We start from the raw sequence: 24,197 nt of genomic DNA, 5'->3' as shown, positions 1-24,197 counted from the left end.
GCATGTTCACAGAGGGAGACACTGCTGCGGCGCAGCACGCAAAGCTGTTGGAAAGGCAAGGAATCTGTGTAGAATGGAGCGGATGTAACCGTTTACAATTTACATCTTCTACCCATGACTTCGACGATCTCCAGCCCCGCCGCCGGCGCCAGCCTGCTGTCCAACGGCCGCTTCACCACTCTCGTCACGCCTGCCGGCACCGGCTACGCCGAGTTCGCGGGCACTGCCCTCAGCCGCTGGCAGGGCGACCCGGTGGAAGACGCGGACGGCAGCTTCATCTATTTGCGCGACCTCGACAGCGGCGAATTCTGGTCGGTCGGCATGCGCCCGCTGGCGCTGTCCGGCACCGCGTTCGCGCATGGTTCCGACGACGGCCTGGCCTGGATCGCCTGCACCCGCAACGGCATCGAGGCCAGGCTGGAGATCGCGGTGGACCCCGCCGCCGACTGCGAACTGCGCACGCTCGCGCTGCGCAACCTCGGCGCCGGCGCCCGCCGCATCGAAGTCACGAGTTATCTGGAAGTCGTGCTGAATGCGCGCGCCGCCGAAGCCTCGCACCCGGCCTTCTCCAAGCTGTTCGTGCAGACCGAGATGGATGCCGCCAGCGGCGCCCTGCTGGCGCGCCGCCGTCCGCGCGGCGCCGACGAAACGGCCGCGCTGTGGCTGGTGCAGGCGGTGCAGGGCGGCGTGGATCTGCAGTTCGAGACCGACCGCAAGCGCTTCATCGGCCGCGGCGGCAGCCTGGCCGCGCCAGTGGCCTTGACTGGCAGCGCCGCGCTGTCCGGCACCGCCGGCAATGTGCTGGACCCGGCCTTCGCCCTGCGCCGCAGCGTCATGCTCGATGCCGGCGCCGGCGCGCAGCTGCACTATGTATTGGGCGTGGCGCCGGACCGCGCCGGCGCCCTGGCCCTGGCCGGCCGCGCCGGCGAAACCACCGGCGTGGCCCGGGCGGCAGCGGCGCGCCGCCGCCAGCTGATGCAGGAGGCCGGCGTGGACGCGCAGCAGGCCAGGGCCGCCGAGGAGCTGGGCGCCGCCCTGCTGTACGGCGAACCGGCGCTGCGCGCGCCCGACGTGATCCAGCGCCGCGTGAACGGCGGCGCGGCGGTCTTGTCCGGCTACCGCCTGCCTGCCGCGCACGCACTGTGCGTGGTCTACGCCAACGGCGCCGGCGACGCCACCGTGACGGCGCTGCTGGCGGCGGCGCGCTGGTGGCAGGCGCGGTCCCTGCCGCTGCACCTGGCCGTGATCGGCGCCTGCGAGGACTGGGCCGGCGACATCGAGGATGGCGGCTACGTCACCCTGCTCGACCCGGGCCGCGTGCCGCGCGCGGACCTCGACCGCATCGACTGCCTGGCGCGCGCGGTGCTGTCCGGCGGCCTGCCGCGCTTCACGGCAGCTGCTGTACCGGCGCCGCTCGCCCGCCCGCACGGCGGCGCCGGTGCGCGCGCCGAACGCGAGGCCCTGCGCTTCTTCAACGGCAACGGCGGCTTCTCGAAGGACGGCAAGGAATACATCGTGCGCCTCGACTGGGACGGCAAGCAGCTGGTGCGCCCGCCCCTGCCCTGGACCAATGTGATCGCCAACGAGCAGGTCGGCGTGATCGTCAGCGAAACCGGCGCCGGCTACACCTGGAGCCGCAACAGCCGCGAACACCGGCTCACGCCCTGGTTCAACGATCCGGTCTGCGACCCGCACGGCGAAGCGCTGTACCTGCGCGACGAAGACGGCGGCGCCTGCTGGTCGCCGCTGCCCGGCCCGATGCCGGCCGGCGCCGACTACGAAGCCGCCCACGGCTTCGGCTACACCACCTTCCGCCATGCCAGCCATGGCCTGGAACAGGAAAGCACGGTGTTCGTGCCGCGCAACGACCCGCTCAAGATCGTGCGCATCCGCCTGCACAACCGCGGCCAGCAGGCGCGCACCGTTTCCCTGTTCTCCTACCAGCAGCTGGTCCTGGGCGGCACTCCGGCCGACAGCGGCCGCCACGTCGTCACCGAATGCGAGGACGGCGTGCTGCTCGCCACCAACCGCATGGCCGGTCCCTTCGCCGACGGCGTCACCTTCGCGACCCTGCTTGCGCCGCAGGCGGACCAGACCTCCTTCAGCGCCGACCGCGCCGCCTTCCTCGGCGCCCACGGCAGCGCGGCGGCGCCGGCGGCGCTCACCCGGCCCGCGCTGGACGGCCGCTGCGGCGCCGGCCTCGATCCGTGCGCGGCCTTCCAGGCCCGCCTCACGATTGCGCCCGGCGCCAGCGTCGAATGCGCGGTGCTGCTGGGCGAGACCACCCAGCGCGAGGCCGCGCTGGCGCTGGCGCGGCGCTACCGGGAAGCCGGCAGCATCGAGGCCGCGCTGAACGAGACCCGCGAATTCTGGCGCCGCGCCACCGGCGCGGTGGAGGTCTCGACCCCGCTGCCGGCGCTCGACCTGATGATGGGCGGCTGGCTGGTCTACCAGAACCTGTCCTGCCGCATCTGGGGCCGCTCGGCCTTCTACCAGTCCGGCGGCGCCTACGGCTACCGCGACCAGCTGCAGGATTCGAGCGGCATGGTCTACACGATGCCGCAGCTGACCCGGCGCCAGATCCGCCTGCACGCCGCCCACCAGTTCGTCGAAGGCGACGTGCTGCACTGGTGGCACCCGGCGCCGCTGGAAAAGGGCCTGCGCACGCGCTTTGCCGACGATTTGTTGTGGCTACCCTATATCACCGCCTTCTACATCAACAGCACCGGCGACTGGAGCGTGCTGGACGAAGTCGAGGGCTTCCTGACGGCGCCGCTGCTGGAAGACGGCGAGGACGAGGTCTTCCTCCAGCCGGAACAGGCCGGCGTCTCGGCCGACGTCTACGGGCACTGCTGCCGCGCGCTCGACCGCTCGCTCACCAGCGGCGCGCACGGCCTGCCGCTGATGGGCACCGGCGACTGGAACGACGGCATGAACCGCGTCGGCCGCGAAGGCCGCGGCGAGAGCGTGTGGATGGGCTTCTTCCTGGTGCGGATCATCGACGACTTCCTGCCGATGTGCGAAAAGCGCGGCGACAGCGCCCGCATTGCCCGCTACGGCGCCTACCGCGACCAGCTGGTGCAGGCCTTGAACGGCGCCGGCTGGGATGGCGAGTGGTACCGCCGCGCCTATTACGACAACGGCGTGGTGATGGGCTCGCGCGACAGCGACGAGTGCAAGATCGACGCCCTGGCCCAGGCCTGGTCGGTGATCTCGGGCGCCGCCCCGGCGGACCGCGCGGCGCAGGCGCTGGACGCGATGGAGCAGCACCTGGTCTCGGATGAGGACAAGCTGCTGCGTCTGTTGACCCCGCCGTTCCAGGACACCCCGCAGGACCCGGGCTACATCAAGGGCTACGTGGCGGGCGTGCGCGAGAACGGCGGCCAGTACACCCACGCGGCCTGCTGGGCGGTGCGTGCGCTGGCCGAGGCCGGGCGCAATGAACGCGCGGCCAAGGTGCTGGAAATGCTCAGCCCCGTGAGCCACTCGTCCACGCCGGAAGACGTGGCCGTCTACCAGGTCGAGCCTTACGTGATCGCCGCCGACATCTACGGCGCCGACCCGCACGTGGGCCGCGGCGGCTGGACCTGGTACACCGGCTCGGCCGGCTGGATGTACCGCGTGGCGCTGGAATCGGTGCTCGGCTTCACCCTGCAGGGCGGCGACACGCTCCGCATGAAGCCGGTGATCCCGTCGTCCTGGCCCGGCTTCACGATCTGCTACCGCCTGCCGGACGGCGCCACGGTCTACGAGATCAGCGTGGTCAACGCGCCGATTAACAGCAGCGTCGGCGGCGACGCGGCGCTGTCCTCGGCCACGCTGGACGGCCAGGCCGTGCCGCTGCAGGATGGCGCGGCCCTGGTGCCGCTGCGCACCGACCGCGGTCGCCACCGCGTCGAGATCGTCCTGCGCTGAGAGGCCGGCGCAGATGGCGAACCTCGACCTGGCAGGCGTCCGCAAATCCTTCGGCGCCAACACGATCCTGCACGGGATCGATCTCGCGATCGAGGACGGCGAATTCATCGTCTTCGTCGGCCCCTCCGGCTGCGGCAAGTCGACGCTGCTGCGCGCGATCTGCGGCCTCGACGAGGTCGACAGCGGCGACATCCACATCGGCGGGCGGCGCATGAACGGCGTGCCGCCGGCCGAGCGCGGCCTGGCGATGGTGTTCCAGAGCTATGCCCTGTATCCGCACATGACGGTGCGCGAGAACATGGCCTTCGCGCTGACCCTCGCGAACCGTCCGCAGGCGGACATCGACGCCGCCGTCATGAAGGCGGCGCAGGCGCTGCGCATCGAGCCGCTGCTGGGGCGCCGCCCGAAGGAGCTGTCCGGCGGCCAGCGCCAGCGCGTGGCGATCGGCCGCGCGATCGTGCGCCAGCCCTCGGTCTTCCTGTTCGACGAACCGCTGTCGAACCTGGACGCCGCGTTGCGGGTGCAGATGCGCATCGAGCTGGCCAGGCTGCACCGCGACCTGGCCACCACCATGATCTACGTGACCCACGACCAGGTCGAGGCGATGACCCTGGCCGACCGCATCGTGGTCTTCAACGGCGGCCGCATCGAACAGGTCGGCCCGCCGCTGCAGCTGTATCACGAGCCGGACAACCTGTTCGTGGCGGGCTTCCTGGGCGCCCCGGCCATGAATTTCTTGAGCGGCGAAGTGCGCGACAGCGACGGCCGGCAGGCGGCGATCGCGCTGGCCGGCGGGCGGGCTTTGCTGCAGGTGGTCCTGGCGTCGGCGCCGGCGCGCGGGCAGAAGGTGACGGTCGGGATCAGGCCGGAGCATTTATTGGCCGATACTGCGGGCGGCATTCCGGCCACGGTGTTCGCGGTCGAGCACCTGGGGGATGGGGCTTATCTGTATGCGACGGTGGCCGGGAGCGGGGAGCAGGTGATCATGCGGGCCGATCCGGAGATGACGTGGAGCGCGGGGCAGGTACTGGCGCTGGGCGCGGTGCCGGGGCGCATTCACGTGTTTGGGGAGGATGGGCAGCGCTTGAAACCCGCCTGACCGTCGTCCCCGCGAAGGCGGGGACCCAAGTTTTGTTTGCGTTACGACTGCTCATCCAAACTTGGATTCCCGCCTTCGCGGGAATGACGGTTTTTAGTGCGGTGGTGCGCTAAGTCGATCAGGCAGCGCGAGACACGACACCACCCGTATGGAAAGCCGCCACCAACTCAGCCTCCTTCCGCTTCGCCGCCGCCAGGTGACGCTCTTTCACATGCCCATACCCGCGAATCTCTTCCGGGATACTCGCAATCGCCACCGCCTGCGCCAGATTCTCGCTGCTCAGCTTCGGCAGTAGCGCTTCCACAGTGCGGCGATATTCACCGATCAGCGCACGCTCCATCTTGCGCTCCTCGGTATAGCCGAACACGTCGAGCGCCGTGCCGCGCAGGCCTTTCAATTTGGCCAGCACGCCGAAGGCCTTCATCATCCACGGACCGAATTCCTGCTTGACCAGGTGGCCATCCTTGTCCTTCTTGGCCAGCAGCGGCGGCGCCAGGTGGAATTTCAGTTTGACGTCGCCTTCGAACATGCCGTCGATCTTCTGCATGAACGCCGGGTCGGTGTACAGGCGCGCGACTTCGTACTCGTCCTTGTAGGCCATCAGCTTGTGCAGGTAGCGCGCCACGGCTTCCGTCATGCGGGTGCCCTTGCCGAGTTTTTCCTCGGCGGCGCGGACCTGGTCCACGAAGGCCTTGTACTGCTGCGCATAGGCCACGTTCTGGTAAGCGGTCAGCAGCTCGACGCGGCGCTTGACCAGCTCGTCCAGGGTCTGGGTGCGCTTGAACTCGATCACCTTGGCCGGGGTGGTCAGCTTCGTCACCGAGCCCAGGTCGTGGGCGGCGGTGCGGCCCCAGTTGAAGGCGGCCTTGTTGAACGGGATAGCCACGCCATTCAGTTCGATCGCCTTCATGATCGAGGCTTCCTGCAGCGGCACCTGCCCTTTCTGGAAAGCGTAGCCGAGCATGAACATATTGGTGGCGATGGCGTCGCCCATCAGCGCGGTGGCGATCTGGCCGGCGTCGACGAAATCGACATTGTCCGCGCCGCAGGCCTGCACGATCGCGCCCTTCGAGCCTTCAGCCGGGAACTGCCAGTCCGGGTTCTTGATGAAGGCGGCAGTCGTCGCGCCGCTGTTGTTGACGAAGGCGCGGGTGCGGCCTTCGCCCATGCGCGACAGGGCGTCGCGGCTGGCGGTGACGATCTGGTCGCAGCCGATCACCAGGTCGGCGCTGCCGGTGCCGACGCGGGTCGAGTGCAGGTCGGCCTGTTTATCCGCCAGGCGCACGTGCGACATCACCGGGCCGCCCTTCTGGGCCAGGCCGCTCATGTCCAGCACCAGCGCGCCCTTGCCTTCCACGTGGGCGGCGACAGCCAGGATCTGGCCGACGGTCACCACGCCGGTGCCGCCGATGCCGGTCACCAGGATGCCGAAGGGTTCAAGCGTTGCCGGAATCGGCGGCGCAGGCAGGACCGGCGGCGTGGCCTCGGACGAAGCCGCCTTCTTGGGCTTTTTGAGGCCGCCGCCTTCGACGGTAACAAAACTCGGGCAGAACCCGGTCACGCAGGAGAAATCCTTGTTGCACGAGGACTGGTTGATCTGGCGCTTGCGGCCCAGTTCCGTCTCCAGCGGTTCGACCGACAGGCAGTTCGACTGCTTCGAGCAGTCGCCGCAGCCTTCGCAGACGGCTTCGTTGATCACGGCGCGCTTGGCCGGGTCGGGGAACTCGCCCTTCTTGCGGCGGCGGCGCTTTTCGGATGCGCAGGTCTGGTCGTAGATCATGGCCGACACGCCCGGCAGTTCGCGCAATTCCTTCTGCACGTCCATCAGTTCCGCGCGGTGGCGCACGGTGACGCCTTCGGCCCAGGGATAATCGTCCGGGTATTTTTCCGGCTCGTCGGTGACGACGATGATGGGCGTGACGCCTTCCGCAGCCAGCTGGCGGCTGATCTTGGCCGGGTCCAGCGGACCGTCGTGGGTCTGGCCGCCGGTCATCGCGACCGCATCGTTGTAGAGAATCTTGTAGGTGATGTTGACCTTGGCCGCGACCGAGGCGCGGATCGCCAGCACGCCCGAGTGGAAATAGGTGCCGTCGCCGAGGTTGGCGAACACGTGCTTTTCATCGGTGAACGGGGCCTGGCCGATCCAGGTCGTGCCCTCCGCCCCCATCTGGGTGAAGGTCGTGGTTTCGCGGTCCATCCACAGCACCATGTAGTGGCAGCCGATGCCGGCCAGGGCGCGCGAACCGTCCGGCACCTTGGTCGAGCTGTTGTGCGGGCAGCCGGAGCAGAAGAAGGGAATGCGGTCGGTTTCCGGATTGGCTTTCACCGGGATCGCCTTCAGCACGGCTTCCTTGGCTTCCAGGTAGGCGATGCGTTCCCGCACGCGCTGCGCGACCGGATGGCCGGCGCAGTAGTGCCCGATGCGCGAAGCGATGGCGCGCGCGATCTGGGCCGGGTTCAGCTCATAGGTGCCGGGAAGCAGCCAGTCGCCCTGGCCGTTGCGCGTCTCGATGCTCCATTCGCCGCGGTCGTCGAACTTGCCGACCACGCGCGGACGCTCGCCGTCCGGCAGGTTGTACAGCGCTTCCTTCAGCGCGTATTCCAGCACCTGGCGCTTCTCTTCGACGACGATGATCTCGTCCAGGCCTTGCGCGAACTCGTGCACGCCAATCGAGTCCAATGGCCAGGTCATGCCGACCTTGTACACGCGCAGGCCGATGTCGGCGGCCGCCTGTTCGTCGATGCCGAGGTCGGCCAGGGCCTGGCGGGTGTCCAGGTAGCTTTTACCCGCGGTGATGATGCCGATCTTCGGCTTCGGGCTGTCCCAGATGATGTTGTTCAGCTTGTTGGCGCGCGCATAGGCCAGGGCCGCGTACCACTTGAAATTGTTCATCCGCACTTCCTGGTCCAGCACGGCGTCCGGCCAGCGGATGTTCAGGCCGCCCGGCGGCATGTCGAAGTCGGTCGGGATGACGGGCTGGACGCGGTCCGGGTCGAGGTCGACCACGGCGCCGGATTCGATGATGTCGGTGACGCATTTCATCGACACCCACAGGCCGCTGTAGCGGCTCATCGCCCAGGCGTGCAGGCCGTAGTCGATGTATTCCTGGACCGACGAGGGGAACAGCACCGGCATGCCGACATGGTGCAGGATGTGGTCGGACTGGTGCGCCGTCGAAGAAGATTTGGCCGCGTGGTCGTCACCGGCCAGCACCAGCACGCCGCCGTGCCTGGAAGAGCCGGCGTTGTTGCCGTGTTTGAACACATCGCCGCAGCGGTCCACGCCCGGGCCCTTGCCGTACCACATGGCGAACACGCCGTCGTACTTGGCGTTTTCGAACAGATTGGTCTGCTGGGTGCCCCAGACGGCAGTGGCGGCCAGGTCTTCGTTCATGCCCGGATGGAAGTGAACATTGTGCGCCTGCAGGTGCTTTTTCGCCTTCATGGCGGTCTGGTCGACGGCGGTGACGGGCGAGCCGCGGTAGCCGGTGATGTAGCCGGCGGTGTTCAGGCCGGCAGCGACGTCGCGCTCGTGCTGCAGCATCGGCAGGCGGATCAGGGCCTGGGTGCCGGTCATGAAGGCGCGGCCACGCTGCAGCGTCCATTTGTCGTCGAGGGTGATGTCGTGCGACGGCTGTGCCGGCTCCAGCTGGCTGCGGTCCAGGGGTGCGTTCATTGTGTCTCCAGTATTGTCTTTGGTAGGGTGGGCACCCGGTGCCCACGTACAAGGTTTGCGTTGCGCCGACGCTTTGCGTGGGCTCGGAGAGCCCACCCTACGTTCTGCCGCCAGTATATGCGCGAGCCCCCGCCATAAAATTTCAAAGGATTCCCCCGCTCCAACGATTTGCGCAATAAAATTGCGGGATATATCTGAGGACGAGGGTAGGCATGTCAAAAATCGAGCTGGATAAAACCGACCGGAAGATCCTGGCCATCCTGCAGGCCGATGGACGCCTGTCCAACCAGGACGTGGCCGAGAAGGTCAACCTGTCGCCATCGCCCTGCCTGCGCCGCATCAAGCGGCTCGAGGAAGCCGGGGTGATCCGCCAATACGTGGCGCTGCTCGACGCCGACAAGCTGGGCCTGGGCCTGTTGGCCTATGTAAATGTACGCCTGGAAAAGCATGCGGAAGGCGCGCCGAACGCGCGCGTGCCGGCCACCTCGCCGCGCTTCGAATTCGCCCAGGCGGTGTCGGCCTGGCCGGAAGTCGTCGATTGCTATGCGATGACGGGGGAGATGGATTTCCTGCTGCGCGTCCACGTCGAAGACATGGACCATTTCTCGCGTTTCATGATGGGGACGCTGCTGCGGCATCCGGCGGTGCTGGACGTGAAGTCCAGTTTTGCCCTGCAGAAGATCAAGGAGACGACGGCGCTGCCGATCGTCTAGAACGACTAACAAATCCCTTATGGCGGCGTTGCCTCGTCTCGCCGTACTAACGTACTGTCTTCGACGATGCGCCTTGCCCTAAGGGTTTGTTAGCCGTTCTAAAATGCCTATTTTTTAGGCGCCAACCATTTCAAGGCCGCACGCGTGTTTCGCTTGACCGCGTAGTCGAACTTGGCGACCTGCTCTTCCAGCGCCTCGGCCAGCACGCTCGAGGGGCTGGGCGGCGGCAGGTGCAGGTGGGCGTCGGCTTCGCCGTATTCGCGGTGGATCTCCATGCCGGCCTTCTTGGCGATGTGCATCATGGTGCGGTTCGAGGACAGGCACTGCATGTACAGGGTGTCGACATCCACATTGCGGCAGTGGATGGCGGCGCGCTCGAACAGCCGCGTACCCACACCCAGCCCACGCGCCGATGCCGACACCGAGACGCCGAACTCGGCCACTTTTTCCTTGTCCGTGTAATGGATGCTGTCCGGGTGCGCTTCCTTCGAGGTGAAGGCGAGATGGCCGACACCGACCAGCTGGAACAGGCGGTTGTAGACCCCGAACACGATATCGTTCGCAAAATCGAGCTTGCCGACGTACTTGCCGACCTGCTCGTCGGGCAGCTGGGTGCCGAAGCGCAGCAGGCGGTCGCTGCTGTCGAGCGCCATGAAATGCCGCAGCACGCGCCGGCGATCGCGCTCGCTCAGGGCTTTGACGAGTACCGGCTGGCGGCCGTGTTTGCCGATCAGGTTGTTCAGCCAGCGGCGTAGGGGCTTGTCCTGCATGGGGTCAATTGATTTTGTGCACTGCAACAATGCCGACATTGTAGCGGATTCTTACCCGTCATTCCCGCGCAGGCGGGAATGACGTTCAGCAGCTCGCCACCGCCGCCACCCGCGCCGCGTGCACCGCTGCCGGAATCCCCGCCTTGTTCTCCACAAAGCGCCCGGCAATCTCCCCCGCATTCACGCTTCGCGCGGCGTCGAGCGCCCTCAACAGGCGTGGCGCGTGCGTTTCATGGCCGGGCGACGCGCACTCGGCAGCCTCCAGCATCTGCGCAAAACGCTCCGGCTTGCGGAAGGCGTCGCTGCGTTCGAACAGGGTGACGATGGCTTCCGCATCGAGCGCCGGGGTGCGTTTGACGACGCCAAGCTCGCGCGCCGTCATGACGGCCAGGTCGCGGCAGTCGATCGGGACGCGCAGGCGTTTGGCGAGTGCCGTGATCGCGCCCTGGGCCAGCGCATGCATCAGGACGGCAAAGCGCACCGGCAGCCCGGCGCCGCGGCCGGCGGCATCGTCGATCACCTGCATCAGGGCGGCATCGGCCTCGAGCTCCGGGAGGATGCGCGCCAGCGCCCCGCAGTCCTGCAACACGGCAAACATGCGTGAGGGCGTTTGCTCCATCAGCCCGCGCGACAACTCCTGCCAGACCCGCTCGGCCACCAGGGCGTCCACCTCGCCCTCCTCGACCATCTTGCGCATCAAGGCATTCGTGGAACCGGCCACGCGGAAGTCCGGGAAGCGCGCGGCAAAGCGGGCCAGGCGCAGGATGCGCACCGGATCTTCGGCGAAGGCCTCCGAAACGTGGCGGAAAATACGGTCATGCAGATCCTGCCGCCCGCCGTAGGGGTCGACGATGCTGCCGTCCTCGGCGCGCGCCATCGCGTTGATGGTGAGATCGCGACGGATCAGGTCGTCTTCCAGCTTCACGCCGGGGTCGGTGTGGAACACGAAGCCGTGGTAGCCCGGCGCCGTCTTGCGCTCGGTGCGCGCCAGCGCGTATTCCTCGTGCGTCTGGGGGTGCAGGAAGACCGGGAAATCCTTGCCGACGGGACGAAAGCCCCTGGCCAGCATCTGCTCGGGCGTGGCGCCGACCACGACCCAGTCGTGGTCCTGCACCGGCAGCCCCAGCAATTCATCGCGCACGGCGCCGCCGACGACATAAGCCTGCATCGTGCTTACTCCGGCAGCTCGTCTTCGTGGGCGCCGGCGATTTCCGTCTCGCGCATCGCGTCCTCGACCCAGCGCGCCACGGCCGGGTGGGCCAGCATGCGGTCGCAATAGGCTTGCAGGGCCGGCGCCAGCGCCACGCCATAGGTTTTGAAGCGCATGACGACCGGCGCGTAAAAGGCGTCGGCAATCGAAAAATCGCCGAACAGGAAGCGGTGGTGGCCGAAGCGCGACAGGCACTCCTCCCAGATCTCGCAGATGCGGCCGATGTCGGCCTGGGCGCCTGGCGTGCGGCCGCGGCCCGGTAATCTCGCCTTGATGTTCATCGTCATCGCGGTACGCAGGTCGACGAAGCCGGAATGCATCTCGGCGACCACCGAACGCGCCAGCGCGCGCGCCGCCACGTCCTGCGGCCACAGGTGTTTATCGGGGAATTGCTCGGCCAGGTATTCGCAGATGGCGAGGCTGTCCCAGATCGTCATCTCCCCGGCCAGCAGCACGGGCACGCGGCCGGCGTGCGAAAAGCGCGCGATGTTGGCGGCGGTATCGGGCTGGTCGAGCAGCACGCGGACTTCGGTGAACGGAATCCCGCACGCCACCGCCGCCACCCATGGGCGCATCGACCACGACGAATAGTTCTTGTTGCCGATGACGAGGGTCAGGCCCGCCTGGCGCGCCTGATCGAGGGTTTGCGAAAGCGTCGGGTCGAGTTCGATTGTCTGCATGGTCTCTTTCTATTTCGGATGGGGATGTTCCGCATGCGCATGGCGCGCCCGCGAGCGCAGCTCGTCGAGCCGCGCGGTCGGCGCCAGCCAGCCCGGCGCGACGGACTCGAGCGCCGTGAGCTTGATATCGAGCGCCTCCGCTGTCAAGACCTGTTTGGACGGCGTGACGACATTATCGACCTTCATGGAATCCAGGTTGTCGCGGGTGATCAGCGGCGTGCCGGGCAGGCATTCGAAGAACATCGCCTGCAGCCGCGCCAGCGCATCGGGCAAGGCGATAACGGGGCGCGGATGCAGGCGCGGCACCCTGCCGGCCGCGCAGGCGGCGGCGATGCGGCGCGGCAGCTCGACGTGGACGTGGCGGAATTGCGGCCCGTAGGGCGTGCCGCGGCGCGAATGCAGGATGCCGGCCAGGTTGATGACGGCATCCTTGCCCGCCACCAGGCGCCGCAGGGCGGCATCGTCGTGGAGGTCGGCCTGGACGATGTCCACGCCCAGCGGCATCAGGTGCATGGCGTGCGCCTCGTGGCGCGTGACCGCGACGATGCCGACGTTGCGCTCGCTGAGGCGCGCCGCAATGTGGCTGCCGATAAATCCTGTTCCTCCGAACAACACTACCGACAGCAGGCACATGGAAGCCTCCTAGGGCAGGCCGGTCATGGCAGTCCAATCGTGCTGCCGCGCGGCGCGATCGTCCCCAGGCGGGCCTTGAGCGACTGTGGACGCCTCTCGAACAGTGCGGCGTAGTTCGTTGCGTTCGACATCACATTGCGCACGTAGTTGCGCGTTTCCTCGAAAGGAATGGTCTCGACGAAGACCGCGCCTTCCATCGGCGCGTTCAGCAGTCCGCGCCAGGTGCGGGTGCGGCCGGGGCCGGCGTTGTAGGACGCGGTGGCCAGCACCTGCGAGCCCTCGGCATTGTTCAGCACCATGTTCAGGTAGTTGGTGCCGAGCAGGATGTTGGTGCGGATATCGCTCAGCATGCCATGGCCGTAATCGTCCATGCCGATCTTGCCTGCCACCCACTTGGCGGTCGAGGGCATCACCTGCATCAGGCCGGAGGCGCCGACGCCGGACTGGGCGTCGGAGATGAAGCGCGATTCCTGGCGGATCAGGCCGTACACCCAGGCCTGGTCCAGGCCCAGCCCCTGCGCGGCCGGGTGCAGGATGTCGTTGTGCGGGGCCGGGAAGCGCTGGGTGTAGTCGAATTCGGTGCGGGTGCGCTCCGAGGTGTTGACCATGCGGTCCAGGATCTCGTTCTGGCGCGCATACTCGGCCGCCACCAGCAACTGGCGGTCGGTAAAGTCGCGCAGGGTCCAGTTCCACTCGCGCGTGCCTTCGAAGCGCAGGCGCAGGCTGAAGAATTTCAGGGCACGCTTGAAACCCGGATTGGCGGCCATCTGCGCCAGCTCGGCCGCGGTGGGCGGCGATGCGCTGGGCGGGATCGTGATCTGCTGGCCGACTTCTTCCAGCGCCAGCTGGCCGTAGAAGTTGTTCTGGTCGGCGATGCGGCGGAACAAGGCTTGCGCATCCTCTTTCTTGCCTTGCGCCGCATCGGCGCGGCCCAGCCAGTAAGTCCAGGCCGGTTGCGCGCGCAGGTCGGCCGGCATGGCTTCGATGGTGGCGCGCACCATCTTCCAGTCGCCGCGGCGCAGCGCGATCCGGGTCTTCCACTCGGCCTGGGACTCGGACAGCGGAGCGCCGGCGGCGCGCTGCCAGTCGTCGTAGGCATCCGGCGCCAGCACCAGCGAGGCCGCCAGGGCAATATTCGACCAGCCGATCGCCTTTTCCTCGGCGGACAGCTTGGACGCGTTCTTGTTCAGGGCGACGGTGGCCAGCTTCAGGCTGGTCCGCGCCATGCGGCCGACCGCGACCAGGTAGATCTCGTGCTCGGCGCGCGAGCTGCCGATGCCGCGCGCCATCGCCAGCGCCGGGAAGTCGACCGCCTGGGCGGCGCGGGTATCGGAGGCGCCCAGCAGGATGGCGGTGCGGCGCGAGGGGCCGGTGGCATGCATCTCGCCGGCCAGGCGCAGCTGGGCCAGCAGGTCTTCCTTCGTGAACTGGGCGGACTGGGCCAGCTGGCCGACCAGGGCGGCGCAGGCTTCGCCGTACATCGGCGGATTGTCGAGCAGGGCGCGGGCTTCCGAAGCGACGTTCTGCCCCTTCACGGCGCGCGACAGCAGGGCGTAGCAGCGGACCTGGTAGTCGTCGTTCTTGACGAACAAGGGCAGCTCGCGGTCGAAACCGACCCAGTCGCGCTTGCGGCCGAGTTCCAGCAGCCAGTCGTTGCGCAGGCGGTCGGCGATCGCGCTGCCCTCGTAGCGCTTCAGGAAATCCAGCACTTCGTCGTTCGTCGCGTCCTTCAGCCGTGGTTTGAGACGATAATAGTCGACATACGAGGGGATTGCGTAGCCGGGCAGGCGCCCCGCCAGCTCGGCCGCCTTGGCGGCGTCGTTCTGGCGCGCGGCTTCGCGCAGCTGCAGGAAGAGCGCATCTTGCTCGCGGGCAGCGTCGGTGACGGCTTGCGGCATTGCCGCCGCAGGCGCCGTCACCGCCGCGCTTGCAGGCAAGCTTGCAGGCGCTGCAGGCGGCGGGGCCGCCTGGGCCAGCGCAGACACGAAGGGCAACAGGGTAGAGGCAGCAATACTTGCGCCGGCTAACAATTTCAACGGAAACATCAAACCAACCTCAATGTACGTTTCATTTCATCCATGACCGGCAATTCAAGAATACCACGCCCCCTCTCGGGCCTGCCAGACACGAACTCAAGCGTGACGGGGGATAGCCACACGGCAAAGGCGGCGCTGCGCAAGGCGCTCAGAACGACACGTGGGGCGCTCGATCCAGCAATCAAGGTCCAATGGGATGCCCATATCGGCGCCCAGGTCCTGACCTGGTGGCGCCTGCGCCAGATGGACACCGTCGGCGTCTACTGGCCGCTGGCCGGCGAACCCGACCTGCGCGCCGCCTACGCCGAGCTGGCCCTGGCCGGCGTGCGCCTGGCGCTGCCGGTGGTGATGGAGCGCGACGCCCCGCTTGCCTTCACGGAATGGCAGCTGGACGAGCCCATGCTGGCCGACGAGATGGGCGTGGCGGTGCCGGCCACCCTGCGCTTCATCGAGCGGCCCCCTGCCCTCTTGATTCCCTGCCTGGGTTTTAACGCGGAGAATTTCCGGCTGGGCTATGGCGGGGGCTACTACGACCGCACCCTGGCGCTGGCGCCGCGCCCGCTTACCCTGGGCATCGCGTACAGCAACCAGGAAGCGCAGTTCGGGCATGGGCCGCACGATGTGGCGCTGGATGCGATCGTGACGGAGCGTAGCAACATTCGATGACGGATTTGTGACTGCGGATCACAAATCCCTTGGCCATGAAAAATGCCCGCAGGCTTGTGGCGTGCGGGCATTTTTGTTTGCACTGCTTCAGGCCGCTGCTTGCGTCCCGTGCAGGCGCTGCCAGATGGCGGTGGTGGCCGCCGCCTGGTTCATGCTGTAGAAATGCAGGCCCGGCGCGCCGCCCGCGAGCAGCTTCTCGCACAGCTGGCTGACCACATCCAGGCCGAAGGCCTTGATGGAAGCGCTGTCGTCGCCGAAGCTGGCCAGTTTCAGGCGGATCCAGCGCGGGATCTCGGCGCCGCACATCTCCGAGAAACGCATCAGCTGCGTGTAGTTCGTGATCGGCATGATGCCGGCCACGACGGGCACGTCCACGCCCAGTCTGGCGACGTTGTCGACGAACTGGAAATAGGCGTCCGGGTTATAGAAGTACTGGGTGATCGCGGCGTTGGCGCCGGCCTGCACCTTGCGTACGAAGTTCTGCAGGTCGTCCTGCGGCGACTTCGCCTGCGGATGCATTTCCGGATAGGCCGCGACCTCGATGTGGAACCAGTCGCCGGTTTCAAGACGGATGAACTCGACCAGGTCGCTGGCATAGCGCAGCTCGCCGGCGCCGCCATAACCGCTCGGCAAGTCGCCGCGCAGGGCGACCAGGCGGCGGATATTGTGCGACTTGAACTCGTTCAGAATTGCGCGGACCGAGTCGCGGGTGCCGCCGACGCAGGACAGGTGGGGCGCGCCCAGATGGCCTTCCGACTGGATCTCGAGCACGGTGGCCAGCGTACCCTGCTGGGTGCTGCCACCGGCGCCGAAGGTCACCGAGAAATATTTCGGCTGCAGCTCCGCCAGCTTCTGGCGCGCCACGCGCAGCTTTTCCGCACCCTCGGGGGTCTTGGGCGGGAAAAACTCGATGCTGATATTAGGGGTTTCCATCTTTGTTCAGGAGTAAGGTAGAAAGCGCCCACGAAATCACGCTGTACAGGATGGCCGCCAGGAAGGCCGACCAGAATCCGGCCACATGGAAGCCCTCGACCAGGTGCGCCACCAGCCAGAACAGCAGCGCGTTGATCACCAGGATGAACAGCCCGAGCGACACCAGCGTCACCGGCAGGGTCAGGACGACCAGCACGGGACGGATGATGGTGTTGACCAGCCCCAGGACCAGCGCGGCCACGAGGGCGGCGCCGATATTGGTGACGGTCACCGAGTGCATCAGGAAGGGCAGCGCCATCAAGGCGGCGGCGTTGATCAGCCAGGTCAGGAGCAAGCGCATATCGGTATCTTTCGTGAGGGCGTAAGGGGTCCGGGCGCCGCCCCTTGTGGGGCAGCGCCGAGTCACGGAAAGCTTACCAGACTACTAATTAATAGCGATAGTGCGCCGGCTTGTACGGACCTTCCTGGCTCACCGAGATGTACGCCGCCTGCTCTTCGGTCAGCGTGGTCAGCTGGGCATTCAGCTTTTTGAGCTGCAGGCGCGCGACCTTCTCGTCCAGGTGCTTCGGCAGGGTGTAGACGCCGACCGGGTACTTGTCCGTGTTGGCGAACAGTTCGATCTGGGCGATGGTCTGGTTCGCGAACGAGGAGCTCATCACATAGGACGGGTGACCGGTGCCGCAGCCCAGGTTCACCAGGCGGCCTTCGGCCAGCAGGATGATGCGCTTGCCGTCCGGGAAGATCACGTGGTCGACCTGCGGCTTGATGTTTTCCCACTCGTATTTCTTGATCGCCGCGACTTCGATTTCGTTGTCGAAATGGCCGATGTTGCAGACGATCGCCTGGTCCTTCATGCGCAGCATGTGCTCTTCGGTGATCACGTGGTAGTTGCCGGTGCAGGTGACGAAGATGTCGCCGTGTTCGGCAGCGTAGTCCATGGTCACGACGCGGTAGCCTTCCATCGCGGCCTGCAGGGCGCAGATCGGGTCGATCTCGGTGACCCAGACCTGGGCCGACAGCGCGCGCATGGCTTGCGCCGAGCCTTTGCCGACGTCGCCATAGCCGGCGATCACGGCGATCTTACCGGCGATCATCACGTCGGTCGCACGCTTGATGCCGTCGACCAGCGATTCGCGGCAGCCGTACAGGTTGTCGAACTTCGACTTGGTGACGGAGTCGTTGACGTTGATGGCCGGGAAAGCCAGCTTGCCTTCCTGGTGCATCTGGTACAGGCGGTGCACGCCGGTGGTGGTCTCTTCGGTCACGCCCTTGATTTCCGGCAGGCGCTTCGAGTACCACTGCGGATCGACGGCCAGGCGGCCCTTGATCGCGTTGAACAGGCAGATCTCTTCTTCCGAACCCGGCTTGTCCAGCACCGAGATATCCTTCTCGGCACGCACGCCCAGGTGCAGCAGCAGGGTGGCGTCGCCGCCGTCGTCCAGGATCATGTTGGCGTGATTGTCACCCGGCCATTCAAAGATGCGGTGGGTGTATTCCCAGTACTCGTCCAGGGTTTCGCCCTTGATGGCGAACACCGGGGTGCCGACCGAAGCGATGGCGGCGGCGGCGTGGTCCTGGGTCGAGTAGATGTTGCACGATGCCCAGCGCACTTGCGCGCCGAGGGCTTCCAGCGTGCGGATCAGCACGGCGGTCTGGATGGTCATGTGCAGCGAACCGGCAATGCGCGCGCCCTTCAGCGGCTGGCTGGCGGCGTATTCCTCGCGGATCGCCATCAGGCCCGGCATTTCGGTTTCGGCAATGCGGATTTCCTTCTCGCCCCACGAGGCAAGGCCGATGTCGGCAACGAGGTAATCCTGGGAAGTGTTTTTGAGTACGGCGCTCATCACGCCCTCCTTTCAAGTTAAGAAAAAAGTAACGTGAGCGCGGTGTTGATGATCCGAGCCTGGCGAAAGTGGGAACTTTCGTCGCAACGCTCCTCGGAATTCATAAGTTTAACACGGGTAGAACAAGCAGTGTGCCGGCAAACTTGAACCGTCGGGTGGGGTCCTGAGGCCGGGGGCCTCAGGACGGGCGTGCCCACCATGCGTCCGCGCAATGCCGGCAACCGTGGGCTCGGAGAGCCCACCCTACCTGATTACGCCAGTCCGGCTTCGGCGCGCAGCAGCGCCGCCTTGTCGGTGCGCTCCCAGCTGAACTCCGGCTCTTCGCGGCCGAAGTGGCCGTAGGCGGCGGACTTCTGGTAGATCGGGCGCAGCAGGTCGAGCATCTGCACGATGCCTTTCGGGCGCAGGTCGAAGTGTTCCATCACCAGCTGGGCGATTTTCTCGTCGGAGATCACGCCGGTGCCTTCGGTATAGACGGTGATGTTGATCGGCTTGGCCACGCCGATCGCGTAGCTGACCTGCACCTGGCACTGGCGCGCCAGGCCGGCGGCGACCACGTTCTTCGCCACGTAGCGGGCGGCGTAGGCGGCCGAGCGGTCGACCTTGGACGGGTCCTTGCCCGAGAACGCGCCGCCGCCGTGCGGGGCGGCGCCGCCGTAGGTGTCGACGATGATCTTGCGGCCGGTCAGGCCGCAGTCGCCCTGCGGACCGCCGATGACGAAGCGGCCGGTCGGGTTGACCAGGTAGCGGGTGTCCTGCAGCCACTCTTTCGGCAGCACCGGCTTGATGATCTCTTCGATCACGGCTTCTTCGATCTGGCTGTGGCTGACTTCCGGCGCGTGCTGGGTCGACAGGACCACGGTGTCCACCGCGACCGGGCGGCCGTTGACGTAGCGCAGGGTGACCTGGGACTTGGCGTCCGGGCGCAGCCAGGCCAGGCGGCCATCCTTGCGCAGCTGCGACTGGCGCTCGACCAGGCGGTGCGCGTAGTAGATCGCGGCCGGCATCAGTTCCGGGGTCTCGTCGCAGGCGTAGCCGAACATCAGGCCCTGGTCGCCGGCGCCCTGGTCGAGATCCAGGCCGGCGCCTTCGTCGACGCCCTGGGCGATGTCCGGCGACTGCTTGTCGTAGGCGACCAGCACGGCGCAACCCTTGTAGTCGATGCCGTAGTCGGTGTTGTCGTAGCCGATGCGCTTGATGGTGTTGCGCGCAACTTGAATATAATCGACGTTGGCGTGCGTCGTGATTTCACCCGCCAGCACGACCAGACCCGTGTTGCAAAGGGTTTCGGCTGCCACGCGCGCACGCGGGTCCTGCTCGAGAATGGCGTCGAGGATGGCGTCGGAAATCTGGTCGGCGACTTTGTCCGGGTGGCCTTCCGAGACGGACTCGGAAGTGAAGAGGTAGTCATTGGAAGACATCTAGGCTCCTGATACTGTTGAGATAAATGCCGCAGTACCATTGCCTGCGACGCTTTAGCGATATTTATATTCCGCTTCGCAAGTTGTCATTAACTCCGCGGATCCTGCTTCAAAGTGGTATTTTACGCTCCTTAAAAAATTTTGGTGTAGCAACCCGCATCACCTCTACCCTGAATCAATAGATGCTTGTTCTCTTGTTCCGCCTCTTATCCAGGTTCCCCCTCCCTGTGCTACACGCATTGGGAGCGGCACTCGGCTGGCTGGTTTATCTCATTTCCCCTTCCTATCGCCGGCGCCTGCGCAGCAATCTCGCGCTGGCCGGCTATGGCGCCCTGCGGCGCGCCGCCATCGCCGAATCCGGCAAGGCCCTCGTCGAACTGCCTTTCGTGTGGTGCGCGCCGCAGGAGCGCGTTACCAGGCATGTCACGATGGAAAACTGGGAGCTGGTCCAGCGCCAGCTCGACACCGGGCGCGGGATTGTGTTCCTGACGCCACACCTGGGTTGCTTCGAATTGACTGCTCAACAAGTCTCGCTGCGCCAGGAATTGACGGTCATGTATCGTCCGCCGCGCAAGAACGCGCTGAAGCCCCTGGTCGAAGGCGCCAGGGCCCGCCTCAAGATGCACCTGGCCCCGGCCAACCTGTCGGGCGTGCGCATGCTGGTCAAGGCGCTGAAGGGCGGCCAGCCGGTCGGCGTGCTGCCGGACCAGGTGCCGCAGGAAGGCGAAGGCCTGTGGGCGCCCTTCTTCGGCCGCCAGGCCTACACCATGACCTTGCCTGCCAAGCTGGCCCAGCTCGGGAAGGCCGACATCCTGCTGACCTACGCCGAACGCCTGCCGCACGGGCGCGGCTACGTGATCCGCTTCGTCCCCTTCGACGGCGACCTGTCCGGCACCCCGGCCGAGCAGGCAGCCAGCATCAACCGCGCCATGGAACAATTGATCGCACGTTGCCCGTCCCAGTATTTCTGGAGTTATAACCGCTACAAGCGCCCGCAGGGCGTGGCCGCACCGGACACCGAGGCAGTCGCATGAGAATCCTGATTGCCTTGTTGTGGCTGCTGCACTGGTTGCCGCTGCCTGTCCTGGGCCGCATCGGCAACGCCGTCGGCAGCCTGATGTATGTGGCGATCCCGAAGCGCCGCAAGATCGCCCTGACCAACCTGCGCCTGTGCATGCCCGAGCTGAGCGAAGCGGAACGCGTCGCCATCGCCAAGCGCCACTTCCGGGGCTATTCGCGCAGCATCCTGGAGCGCTCGCTGCTGTGGTGGGCGCCGATCCCGCGCCTGCGCAAGCTGATCCACATCGAACCCTCGGTGCCCCAGGCCGAGATGGAGAGCGGCCCGACCATCCTGCTGTGCCCGCACTTCGTCTGCCTCGACGTGGCGGGCGTCGGCGCGCGCGTGATTCCGGTGTCCTCGATTTATTCGCCGCAGAAGAACAAGGCCTTCGACCGCCTGCTGCGCTACGGCCGCGAACGCTTCGGCCCGGTGCGCCTGTTTACCCGCGACGAGGGCGTCAAGCCGATCCTGCGCGCGCTGCGCGACGGCCTGCCCTATTTCATGCTGCCGGACATGGATTTCGGCGAGAAAGATTCGGCCTTCGTGCCCTTCTTCGGCATCCCGGCCGCGACTCTCACCGCCCTACCGCGCCTGGCAGCTGCCGCCAGGGCCAAGGTGATCCCGGTGATCGCCACCTTCCTGCCCAACTACCAGGGTTATCGGGTGGTGTTCTATCCGGCCTGGGAAAACTACCCTGGCGACGACATGATCGCCGCCACGCGCCGCATGAACGAATTCATCGAGGAACGGGTGCGCGAAAACCCGGCCGAGTATTTCTGGACGCACAAGCGTTTTAAAACCCGGCCAAACGGCGAGCCGTCGTTCTACGAGTAAGGAACACAACATGAAACTGAAATTTACCAAGATGCACGGCGCCGGCAACGACTTCATCGTCATCGACGCCGTCAACCAGCAGGTCGACCTGAGCCCCGAACAGTGGGGCCGCCTGGCCGACCGCCGCTTCGGCATCGGCGCCGACCAGATCCTGATTGTCGAGCGCCCCACCGAAGAAGGCTGCGATTTCCGCTACCGCATCTTCAACAACGACGGCGGCGAGGTCGAACAGTGCGGCAACGGCTCGCGCGCCTTCGTGCGCTTCGTCAGCGACAAGGGCCTGACCGACAAGCGCAGCATCCGCGTGCAGACCATGGCCGGCATCATCGCGCCGCGCCTCGAAGACGACGGCAGCGTGACCGTCGACATGGGCGCTCCGGTGCTGGAAGCTTCGAAGGTCCCATTCGACAGCGACGGCCTGCAAGGCGTGCCGCAGGGCTGCGACACCCTGTGGCCGCTCACGGTGCGCGCGCGCGGCGCCGAGCAGACCGTGCTGGTGTCGGCCGTCTCGATGGGCAATCCGCACGCCGTGCAGGTGGTCGACGACGTCGACACCGCCCCGGTGGCGGAGACCGGCCCGCAGATCGAACACCACCCGCGCTTCCCGAAGCGGGTCAACGCCGGCTACCTGCAGGTGCTGGACCGCCGCCACGTCAAACTGCGCGTGTTCGAGCGCGGCGCCGGCGAAACCCTCGCCTGCGGCACCGGCGCCTGCGCAGCGGTCGTGGCCGGCATCCGGCGCGGCCTGCTCGACGCGAAGGTAGCGGTCGAAGCGCGTGGCGGCCGTTTGAGCATCGCCTGGGCGGGCGAAGGCCAGCCGGTCTACCTGAGCGGACCGGCTGAAACGGTATTCGAAGGCGAGATCAACATCTAATCAAGACAAGAGCGCGCTCAAGCCGCTAAATCCAGGTCGAGCGGCGCATCCGGCCCGCCCGACTCCGGCAGCAAGGTCCGCAGCCGGTACAGGCGCTGCCGGTAATTCCCTTCCGGTCCGCCAGGACCGCAGTCGACATTCTCGAACAGGCGCACCACGCGATCGAGCAACTGGCGTTCCTGGGCCGTTTCGACCGGCACCAGGCGGCGCCGGCTGCGGCCGTAGCTGGCGCGGATATCGACCACCAGGCAGTGCCCGCGGTCCGCATGCCTGACGTCCAGCAGCAGGGCCTCCGCGCGGCTCAGGCCGAACGCCAGCGCCAGCTCGATCCGCGCCGCCAGCAAGGGGTACTCCGACATGTCGCGCCCGGGCAGCGCGCCCAGCTCGCGCCAGGCGCCGGCCTCGCGCGGCGCGATCTTGCGCAGCATCGCCGCCGCCTTGGCGCAGCCCTGGGCTGCCGCCTTCTGCAGCCAGAACACGGCGCGCACGTCATTGCCCTCGTTCTCGCGGCGCGCGCGCCAGGCGGCGTTGCCGCATTCCAGCCGGGCGTCCCGGTAACCCATCTCGGCGGCGCGCTCGAGGTATTTCTGGGCCTCGACCACATTCCTTTGGGAAAACTCCGGCTTCACATAGATGCGCGACAGCGCGTACCAGGCTTCGGCCAGGCCCTGCTCGCCGGCCTGCTGCAGCCAGCGCACTGCTTTCTTGAAGTTGGCGGCGCCGCCGTTGCCGGCGTTGTCGCCGGGAATGCGGCGGCCGTCGACGCGCATGCGGGCGCAGCACAGGCCCAGGGCGAACTGGGCATGACGGTCCTGCTCGGCGGCGGCCAGTTCCCAGAACGCGTGCAGTTCGTCGGGCGCGACGTCGTGGACAGCCATCCCCTCGTCCACCAGCCGGGCGCAGCGCGACAGCAGGGTGACCTCATCCGGCGCCAGGCGCGCGCAGGCCCCGTCCTGCGCCACTTCGGAGCGGGCCAGGGCGCGCGCCAGCGGCAGCGCGCGTTCGAGGTAGGCCTGGTGCTGGCCGGCGTTCCACTCCTGCTCCAGCAAGGCGAACTGGGCCGGCGTCACGCCGCTGTCGGCGGCGCTGCGCAGCCAGCGCTGGCCGGCGCGGTCGGGCGCGCCGTTGCGCGATGCCCCCGGCTCATCCGGGCGCCGGGGTTCGGGGCGCGGCATACGGGCATCCGGCGTGCGGGCATCCGGCATACGGCCATCCCCTTGCCCGGCCGCCGCTTCGCCTGCCGGGCCGCCGAAACGCGGCGGCGTCGCCCCATGTTCACGCGCCAGCAGCCACTGCGCTTCGGGAAAGCCGCCGCGTGCCGCGTCTTCGAGCGCGCGCAAGGCCTTGGCGCGCTGCCCGGCCGGCACGCGCTCGCCGCCCAGCACCAGTTGCGCATACACGAGGCCGGCCCGCGCCAGCCCGCCGTCGTAGGCGCGCTCGTACCAGCAGGTAACGGGCTGCGGGCTCTGGCGGGCCAGGTCGAGGGGTATGTGGTTGCCGATCAGCTGCCAGGCCTCGGCGCAGCCCTGGCGCGCGGCGCGATCCAGCCAGTGCAGGGCCGTGGGCAGGCTCTTGGGCAGGCCGGCGCTGCCGAACAGGTAGAGCCGGCCCAGCGCCAGCTGGGACTCGGTCCGCCCGGCGCGCGCGCCACGGATGATTGCTAACTCTTCACGGTTTGCCATCGTTCTTTTTCGGTAGTGAGACACTGCCGCAGATGCGCGCAGATACATGCAAATCACGCCAGGCAGGTGATGGATCAGGCCGCCAGATCGCCGGCTGCAGCATGTACTTGTCGGATTGGCCAGAGTCTATAGCCGGCTCAGGGGCGATTCG

General features: G+C 67.0%; 18 protein-coding genes and 1 riboswitch. Of the genes, 7 read left to right on the top strand and 11 right to left on the bottom strand.

All coding sequences use genetic code 11. From position 1 onward, the window contains the following. The first annotated feature begins 114 nt into the window (after positions 1-114). Positions 115-3,915: a GH36-type glycosyl hydrolase domain-containing protein gene (locus ACFPO9_RS12435; protein ID WP_379771173.1), complete on the top strand. Its 3,801-nt coding sequence runs from the start codon at positions 115-117 to the stop codon at positions 3,913-3,915. A gap of 13 nt (positions 3,916-3,928) precedes the next feature. Continuing rightward, positions 3,929-5,014 carry an ABC transporter ATP-binding protein gene (locus ACFPO9_RS12430; protein WP_379771171.1) on the top strand — a complete coding sequence of 362 codons (1,086 nt, stop codon included), beginning with the start codon at positions 3,929-3,931 and terminating at the stop codon, positions 5,012-5,014. A gap of 118 nt (positions 5,015-5,132) precedes the next feature. On the opposite strand, the gene ACFPO9_RS12425 is transcribed toward ACFPO9_RS12430, so the two are convergent. Then, on the bottom strand, positions 5,133-8,690 hold the full coding sequence (locus ACFPO9_RS12425) for an indolepyruvate ferredoxin oxidoreductase family protein (protein WP_379771168.1): 3,558 nt from the start codon (positions 8,688-8,690) through the stop codon (positions 5,133-5,135). Positions 8,691-8,902: 212 nt separating this feature from the next. On the opposite strand from ACFPO9_RS12425, the gene ACFPO9_RS12420 reads away from it, so the two are divergent. Continuing rightward, positions 8,903-9,403, top strand: a complete 501-nt coding sequence (locus tag ACFPO9_RS12420; RefSeq protein ID WP_230025014.1) for an Lrp/AsnC family transcriptional regulator — start codon at positions 8,903-8,905, stop codon at positions 9,401-9,403. Positions 9,404-9,510: 107 nt separating this feature from the next. Here the strand turns inward: ACFPO9_RS12420 and ACFPO9_RS12415 are convergent, their stop codons facing one another. The 5 genes from ACFPO9_RS12415 to ACFPO9_RS12395 all read right to left on the bottom strand — a co-directional run bounded on the left by ACFPO9_RS12415 (position 9,511) and on the right by ACFPO9_RS12395 (position 14,741). Next, positions 9,511-10,173 (bottom strand): GNAT family N-acetyltransferase, encoded by a 663-nt coding sequence (locus tag ACFPO9_RS12415; protein ID WP_379771165.1) that lies wholly within the window; start codon positions 10,171-10,173, stop codon positions 9,511-9,513. A gap of 85 nt (positions 10,174-10,258) precedes the next feature. Beyond that, entirely contained in the window at positions 10,259-11,341 is a 1,083-nt protein-coding gene (locus ACFPO9_RS12410; protein WP_379771162.1) for a multifunctional CCA tRNA nucleotidyl transferase/2'3'-cyclic phosphodiesterase/2'nucleotidase/phosphatase, read from the bottom strand. A 5-nt stretch (positions 11,342-11,346) separates the two neighbouring features. Beyond that, the gene (locus ACFPO9_RS12405) at positions 11,347-12,063 is read right to left on the bottom strand and encodes a glutathione S-transferase family protein (RefSeq protein ID WP_379771159.1); all 717 of its coding nucleotides are present in this window, start codon (positions 12,061-12,063) and stop codon (positions 11,347-11,349) included. A 9-nt stretch (positions 12,064-12,072) separates the two neighbouring features. Further along, positions 12,073-12,696, bottom strand: a complete 624-nt coding sequence (locus ACFPO9_RS12400; protein WP_379771157.1) for an NAD-dependent epimerase/dehydratase family protein — start codon at positions 12,694-12,696, stop codon at positions 12,073-12,075. A gap of 23 nt (positions 12,697-12,719) precedes the next feature. Next, a complete protein-coding gene (locus ACFPO9_RS12395) occupies positions 12,720-14,741 on the bottom strand; it encodes a lytic transglycosylase domain-containing protein (RefSeq protein WP_379771155.1) in 2,022 nt (673 codons plus the stop codon). A 93-nt stretch (positions 14,742-14,834) separates the two neighbouring features. On the opposite strand from ACFPO9_RS12395, the gene ACFPO9_RS12390 reads away from it, so the two are divergent. After that, positions 14,835-15,398: a 5-formyltetrahydrofolate cyclo-ligase gene (locus tag ACFPO9_RS12390; protein WP_379771152.1), complete on the top strand. Its 564-nt coding sequence runs from the start codon at positions 14,835-14,837 to the stop codon at positions 15,396-15,398. Positions 15,399-15,485: 87 nt separating this feature from the next. Here the strand turns inward: ACFPO9_RS12390 and metF are convergent, their stop codons facing one another. The 4 genes from metF to metK all read right to left on the bottom strand — a co-directional run bounded on the left by metF (position 15,486) and on the right by metK (position 19,596). After that, positions 15,486-16,331, bottom strand: coding sequence for a methylenetetrahydrofolate reductase [NAD(P)H] (metF, locus tag ACFPO9_RS12385; protein ID WP_379771150.1), 846 nt, complete (start codon positions 16,329-16,331; stop codon positions 15,486-15,488). Next, a complete protein-coding gene (locus ACFPO9_RS12380) occupies positions 16,318-16,671 on the bottom strand; it encodes a phage holin family protein (protein ID WP_230025029.1) in 354 nt (117 codons plus the stop codon). Before ACFPO9_RS12380 ends, metF begins: the two co-directional genes overlap by 14 nt. Positions 16,672-16,759: 88 nt before the next feature. Then, positions 16,760-18,175, bottom strand: coding sequence for an adenosylhomocysteinase (gene ahcY / locus ACFPO9_RS12375; protein ID WP_379771147.1), 1,416 nt, complete (start codon positions 18,173-18,175; stop codon positions 16,760-16,762). A 28-nt stretch (positions 18,176-18,203) separates the two neighbouring features. After that, positions 18,204-18,276, bottom strand: a riboswitch (S-adenosyl-L-homocysteine riboswitch). Positions 18,277-18,426: 150 nt separating this feature from the next. Next, positions 18,427-19,596, bottom strand: a complete 1,170-nt coding sequence (gene metK, locus ACFPO9_RS12370; RefSeq protein ID WP_379771144.1) for a methionine adenosyltransferase — start codon at positions 19,594-19,596, stop codon at positions 18,427-18,429. Positions 19,597-19,778: 182 nt separating this feature from the next. Here metK and ACFPO9_RS12365 point away from each other — a divergent pair, with 182 nt between their 5' ends. The 3 genes from ACFPO9_RS12365 to dapF are packed head-to-tail and all read left to right on the top strand — an operon-like array spanning position 19,779 to position 22,364. Then, a complete protein-coding gene (locus ACFPO9_RS12365) occupies positions 19,779-20,630 on the top strand; it encodes a lysophospholipid acyltransferase family protein (protein WP_379771142.1) in 852 nt (283 codons plus the stop codon). Beyond that, entirely contained in the window at positions 20,627-21,490 is an 864-nt protein-coding gene (locus ACFPO9_RS12360; protein ID WP_379771139.1) for an LpxL/LpxP family acyltransferase, read from the top strand. Before ACFPO9_RS12365 ends, ACFPO9_RS12360 begins: the two co-directional genes overlap by 4 nt. Before the next feature lie 10 nt (positions 21,491-21,500). After that, complete coding sequence (dapF, locus tag ACFPO9_RS12355) at positions 21,501-22,364, top strand: diaminopimelate epimerase (RefSeq protein ID WP_379771137.1); 864 nt, start codon at positions 21,501-21,503, stop codon at positions 22,362-22,364. Positions 22,365-22,381: 17 nt separating this feature from the next. On the opposite strand, the gene ACFPO9_RS12350 is transcribed toward dapF, so the two are convergent. Continuing rightward, positions 22,382-24,046 carry a tetratricopeptide repeat protein gene (locus ACFPO9_RS12350; protein WP_379771135.1) on the bottom strand — a complete coding sequence of 555 codons (1,665 nt, stop codon included), beginning with the start codon at positions 24,044-24,046 and terminating at the stop codon, positions 22,382-22,384. Between the last annotated feature and the right edge of the window lie 151 nt (positions 24,047-24,197).

Origin of the sequence: Massilia aerilata, from assembly GCF_042656905.1 — a bacterium.
In the GTDB taxonomy this organism is placed as follows: domain Bacteria; phylum Pseudomonadota; class Gammaproteobacteria; order Burkholderiales; family Burkholderiaceae_D; genus Telluria; species Telluria aerilata.
The sequence above is the reverse complement of the archived record's forward strand: the minus strand, read 5'-3'. Positions and strand labels throughout refer to the sequence as shown.

Bases quoted from the DNA above. Each gene is read 5' to 3' on its own strand.
- ACFPO9_RS12420 (WP_230025014.1), top strand. From the start codon at position 8,903: ATGTCAAAAATCGAGCTGGATAAAACCGACCGGAAGATCCTGGCCATC.
- ACFPO9_RS12360 (WP_379771139.1), top strand. From the start codon at position 20,627: ATGAGAATCCTGATTGCCTTGTTGTGGCTGCTGCACTGGTTGCCGCTG.
- ACFPO9_RS12430 (WP_379771171.1), top strand. From the start codon at position 3,929: ATGGCGAACCTCGACCTGGCAGGCGTCCGCAAATCCTTCGGCGCCAAC.
- ACFPO9_RS12415 (WP_379771165.1), bottom strand. From the start codon at position 10,173: ATGCAGGACAAGCCCCTACGCCGCTGGCTGAACAACCTGATCGGCAAA.
- ACFPO9_RS12350 (WP_379771135.1), bottom strand. From the start codon at position 24,046: ATGGCAAACCGTGAAGAGTTAGCAATCATCCGTGGCGCGCGCGCCGGG.
- metF (WP_379771150.1), bottom strand. From the start codon at position 16,331: ATGGAAACCCCTAATATCAGCATCGAGTTTTTCCCGCCCAAGACCCCC.
- ACFPO9_RS12380 (WP_230025029.1), bottom strand. From the start codon at position 16,671: ATGCGCTTGCTCCTGACCTGGCTGATCAACGCCGCCGCCTTGATGGCG.
- ACFPO9_RS12405 (WP_379771159.1), bottom strand. From the start codon at position 12,063: ATGCAGACAATCGAACTCGACCCGACGCTTTCGCAAACCCTCGATCAG.
- ACFPO9_RS12435 (WP_379771173.1), top strand. From the start codon at position 115: ATGACTTCGACGATCTCCAGCCCCGCCGCCGGCGCCAGCCTGCTGTCC.
- metK (WP_379771144.1), bottom strand. From the start codon at position 19,596: ATGTCTTCCAATGACTACCTCTTCACTTCCGAGTCCGTCTCGGAAGGC.
- ACFPO9_RS12410 (WP_379771162.1), bottom strand. From the start codon at position 11,341: ATGCAGGCTTATGTCGTCGGCGGCGCCGTGCGCGATGAATTGCTGGGG.
- ACFPO9_RS12365 (WP_379771142.1), top strand. From the start codon at position 19,779: ATGCTTGTTCTCTTGTTCCGCCTCTTATCCAGGTTCCCCCTCCCTGTG.
- dapF (WP_379771137.1), top strand. From the start codon at position 21,501: ATGAAACTGAAATTTACCAAGATGCACGGCGCCGGCAACGACTTCATC.
- ACFPO9_RS12395 (WP_379771155.1), bottom strand. From the start codon at position 14,741: ATGTTTCCGTTGAAATTGTTAGCCGGCGCAAGTATTGCTGCCTCTACC.
- ACFPO9_RS12425 (WP_379771168.1), bottom strand. From the start codon at position 8,690: ATGAACGCACCCCTGGACCGCAGCCAGCTGGAGCCGGCACAGCCGTCG.
- ahcY (WP_379771147.1), bottom strand. From the start codon at position 18,175: ATGAGCGCCGTACTCAAAAACACTTCCCAGGATTACCTCGTTGCCGAC.
- ACFPO9_RS12400 (WP_379771157.1), bottom strand. From the start codon at position 12,696: ATGTGCCTGCTGTCGGTAGTGTTGTTCGGAGGAACAGGATTTATCGGC.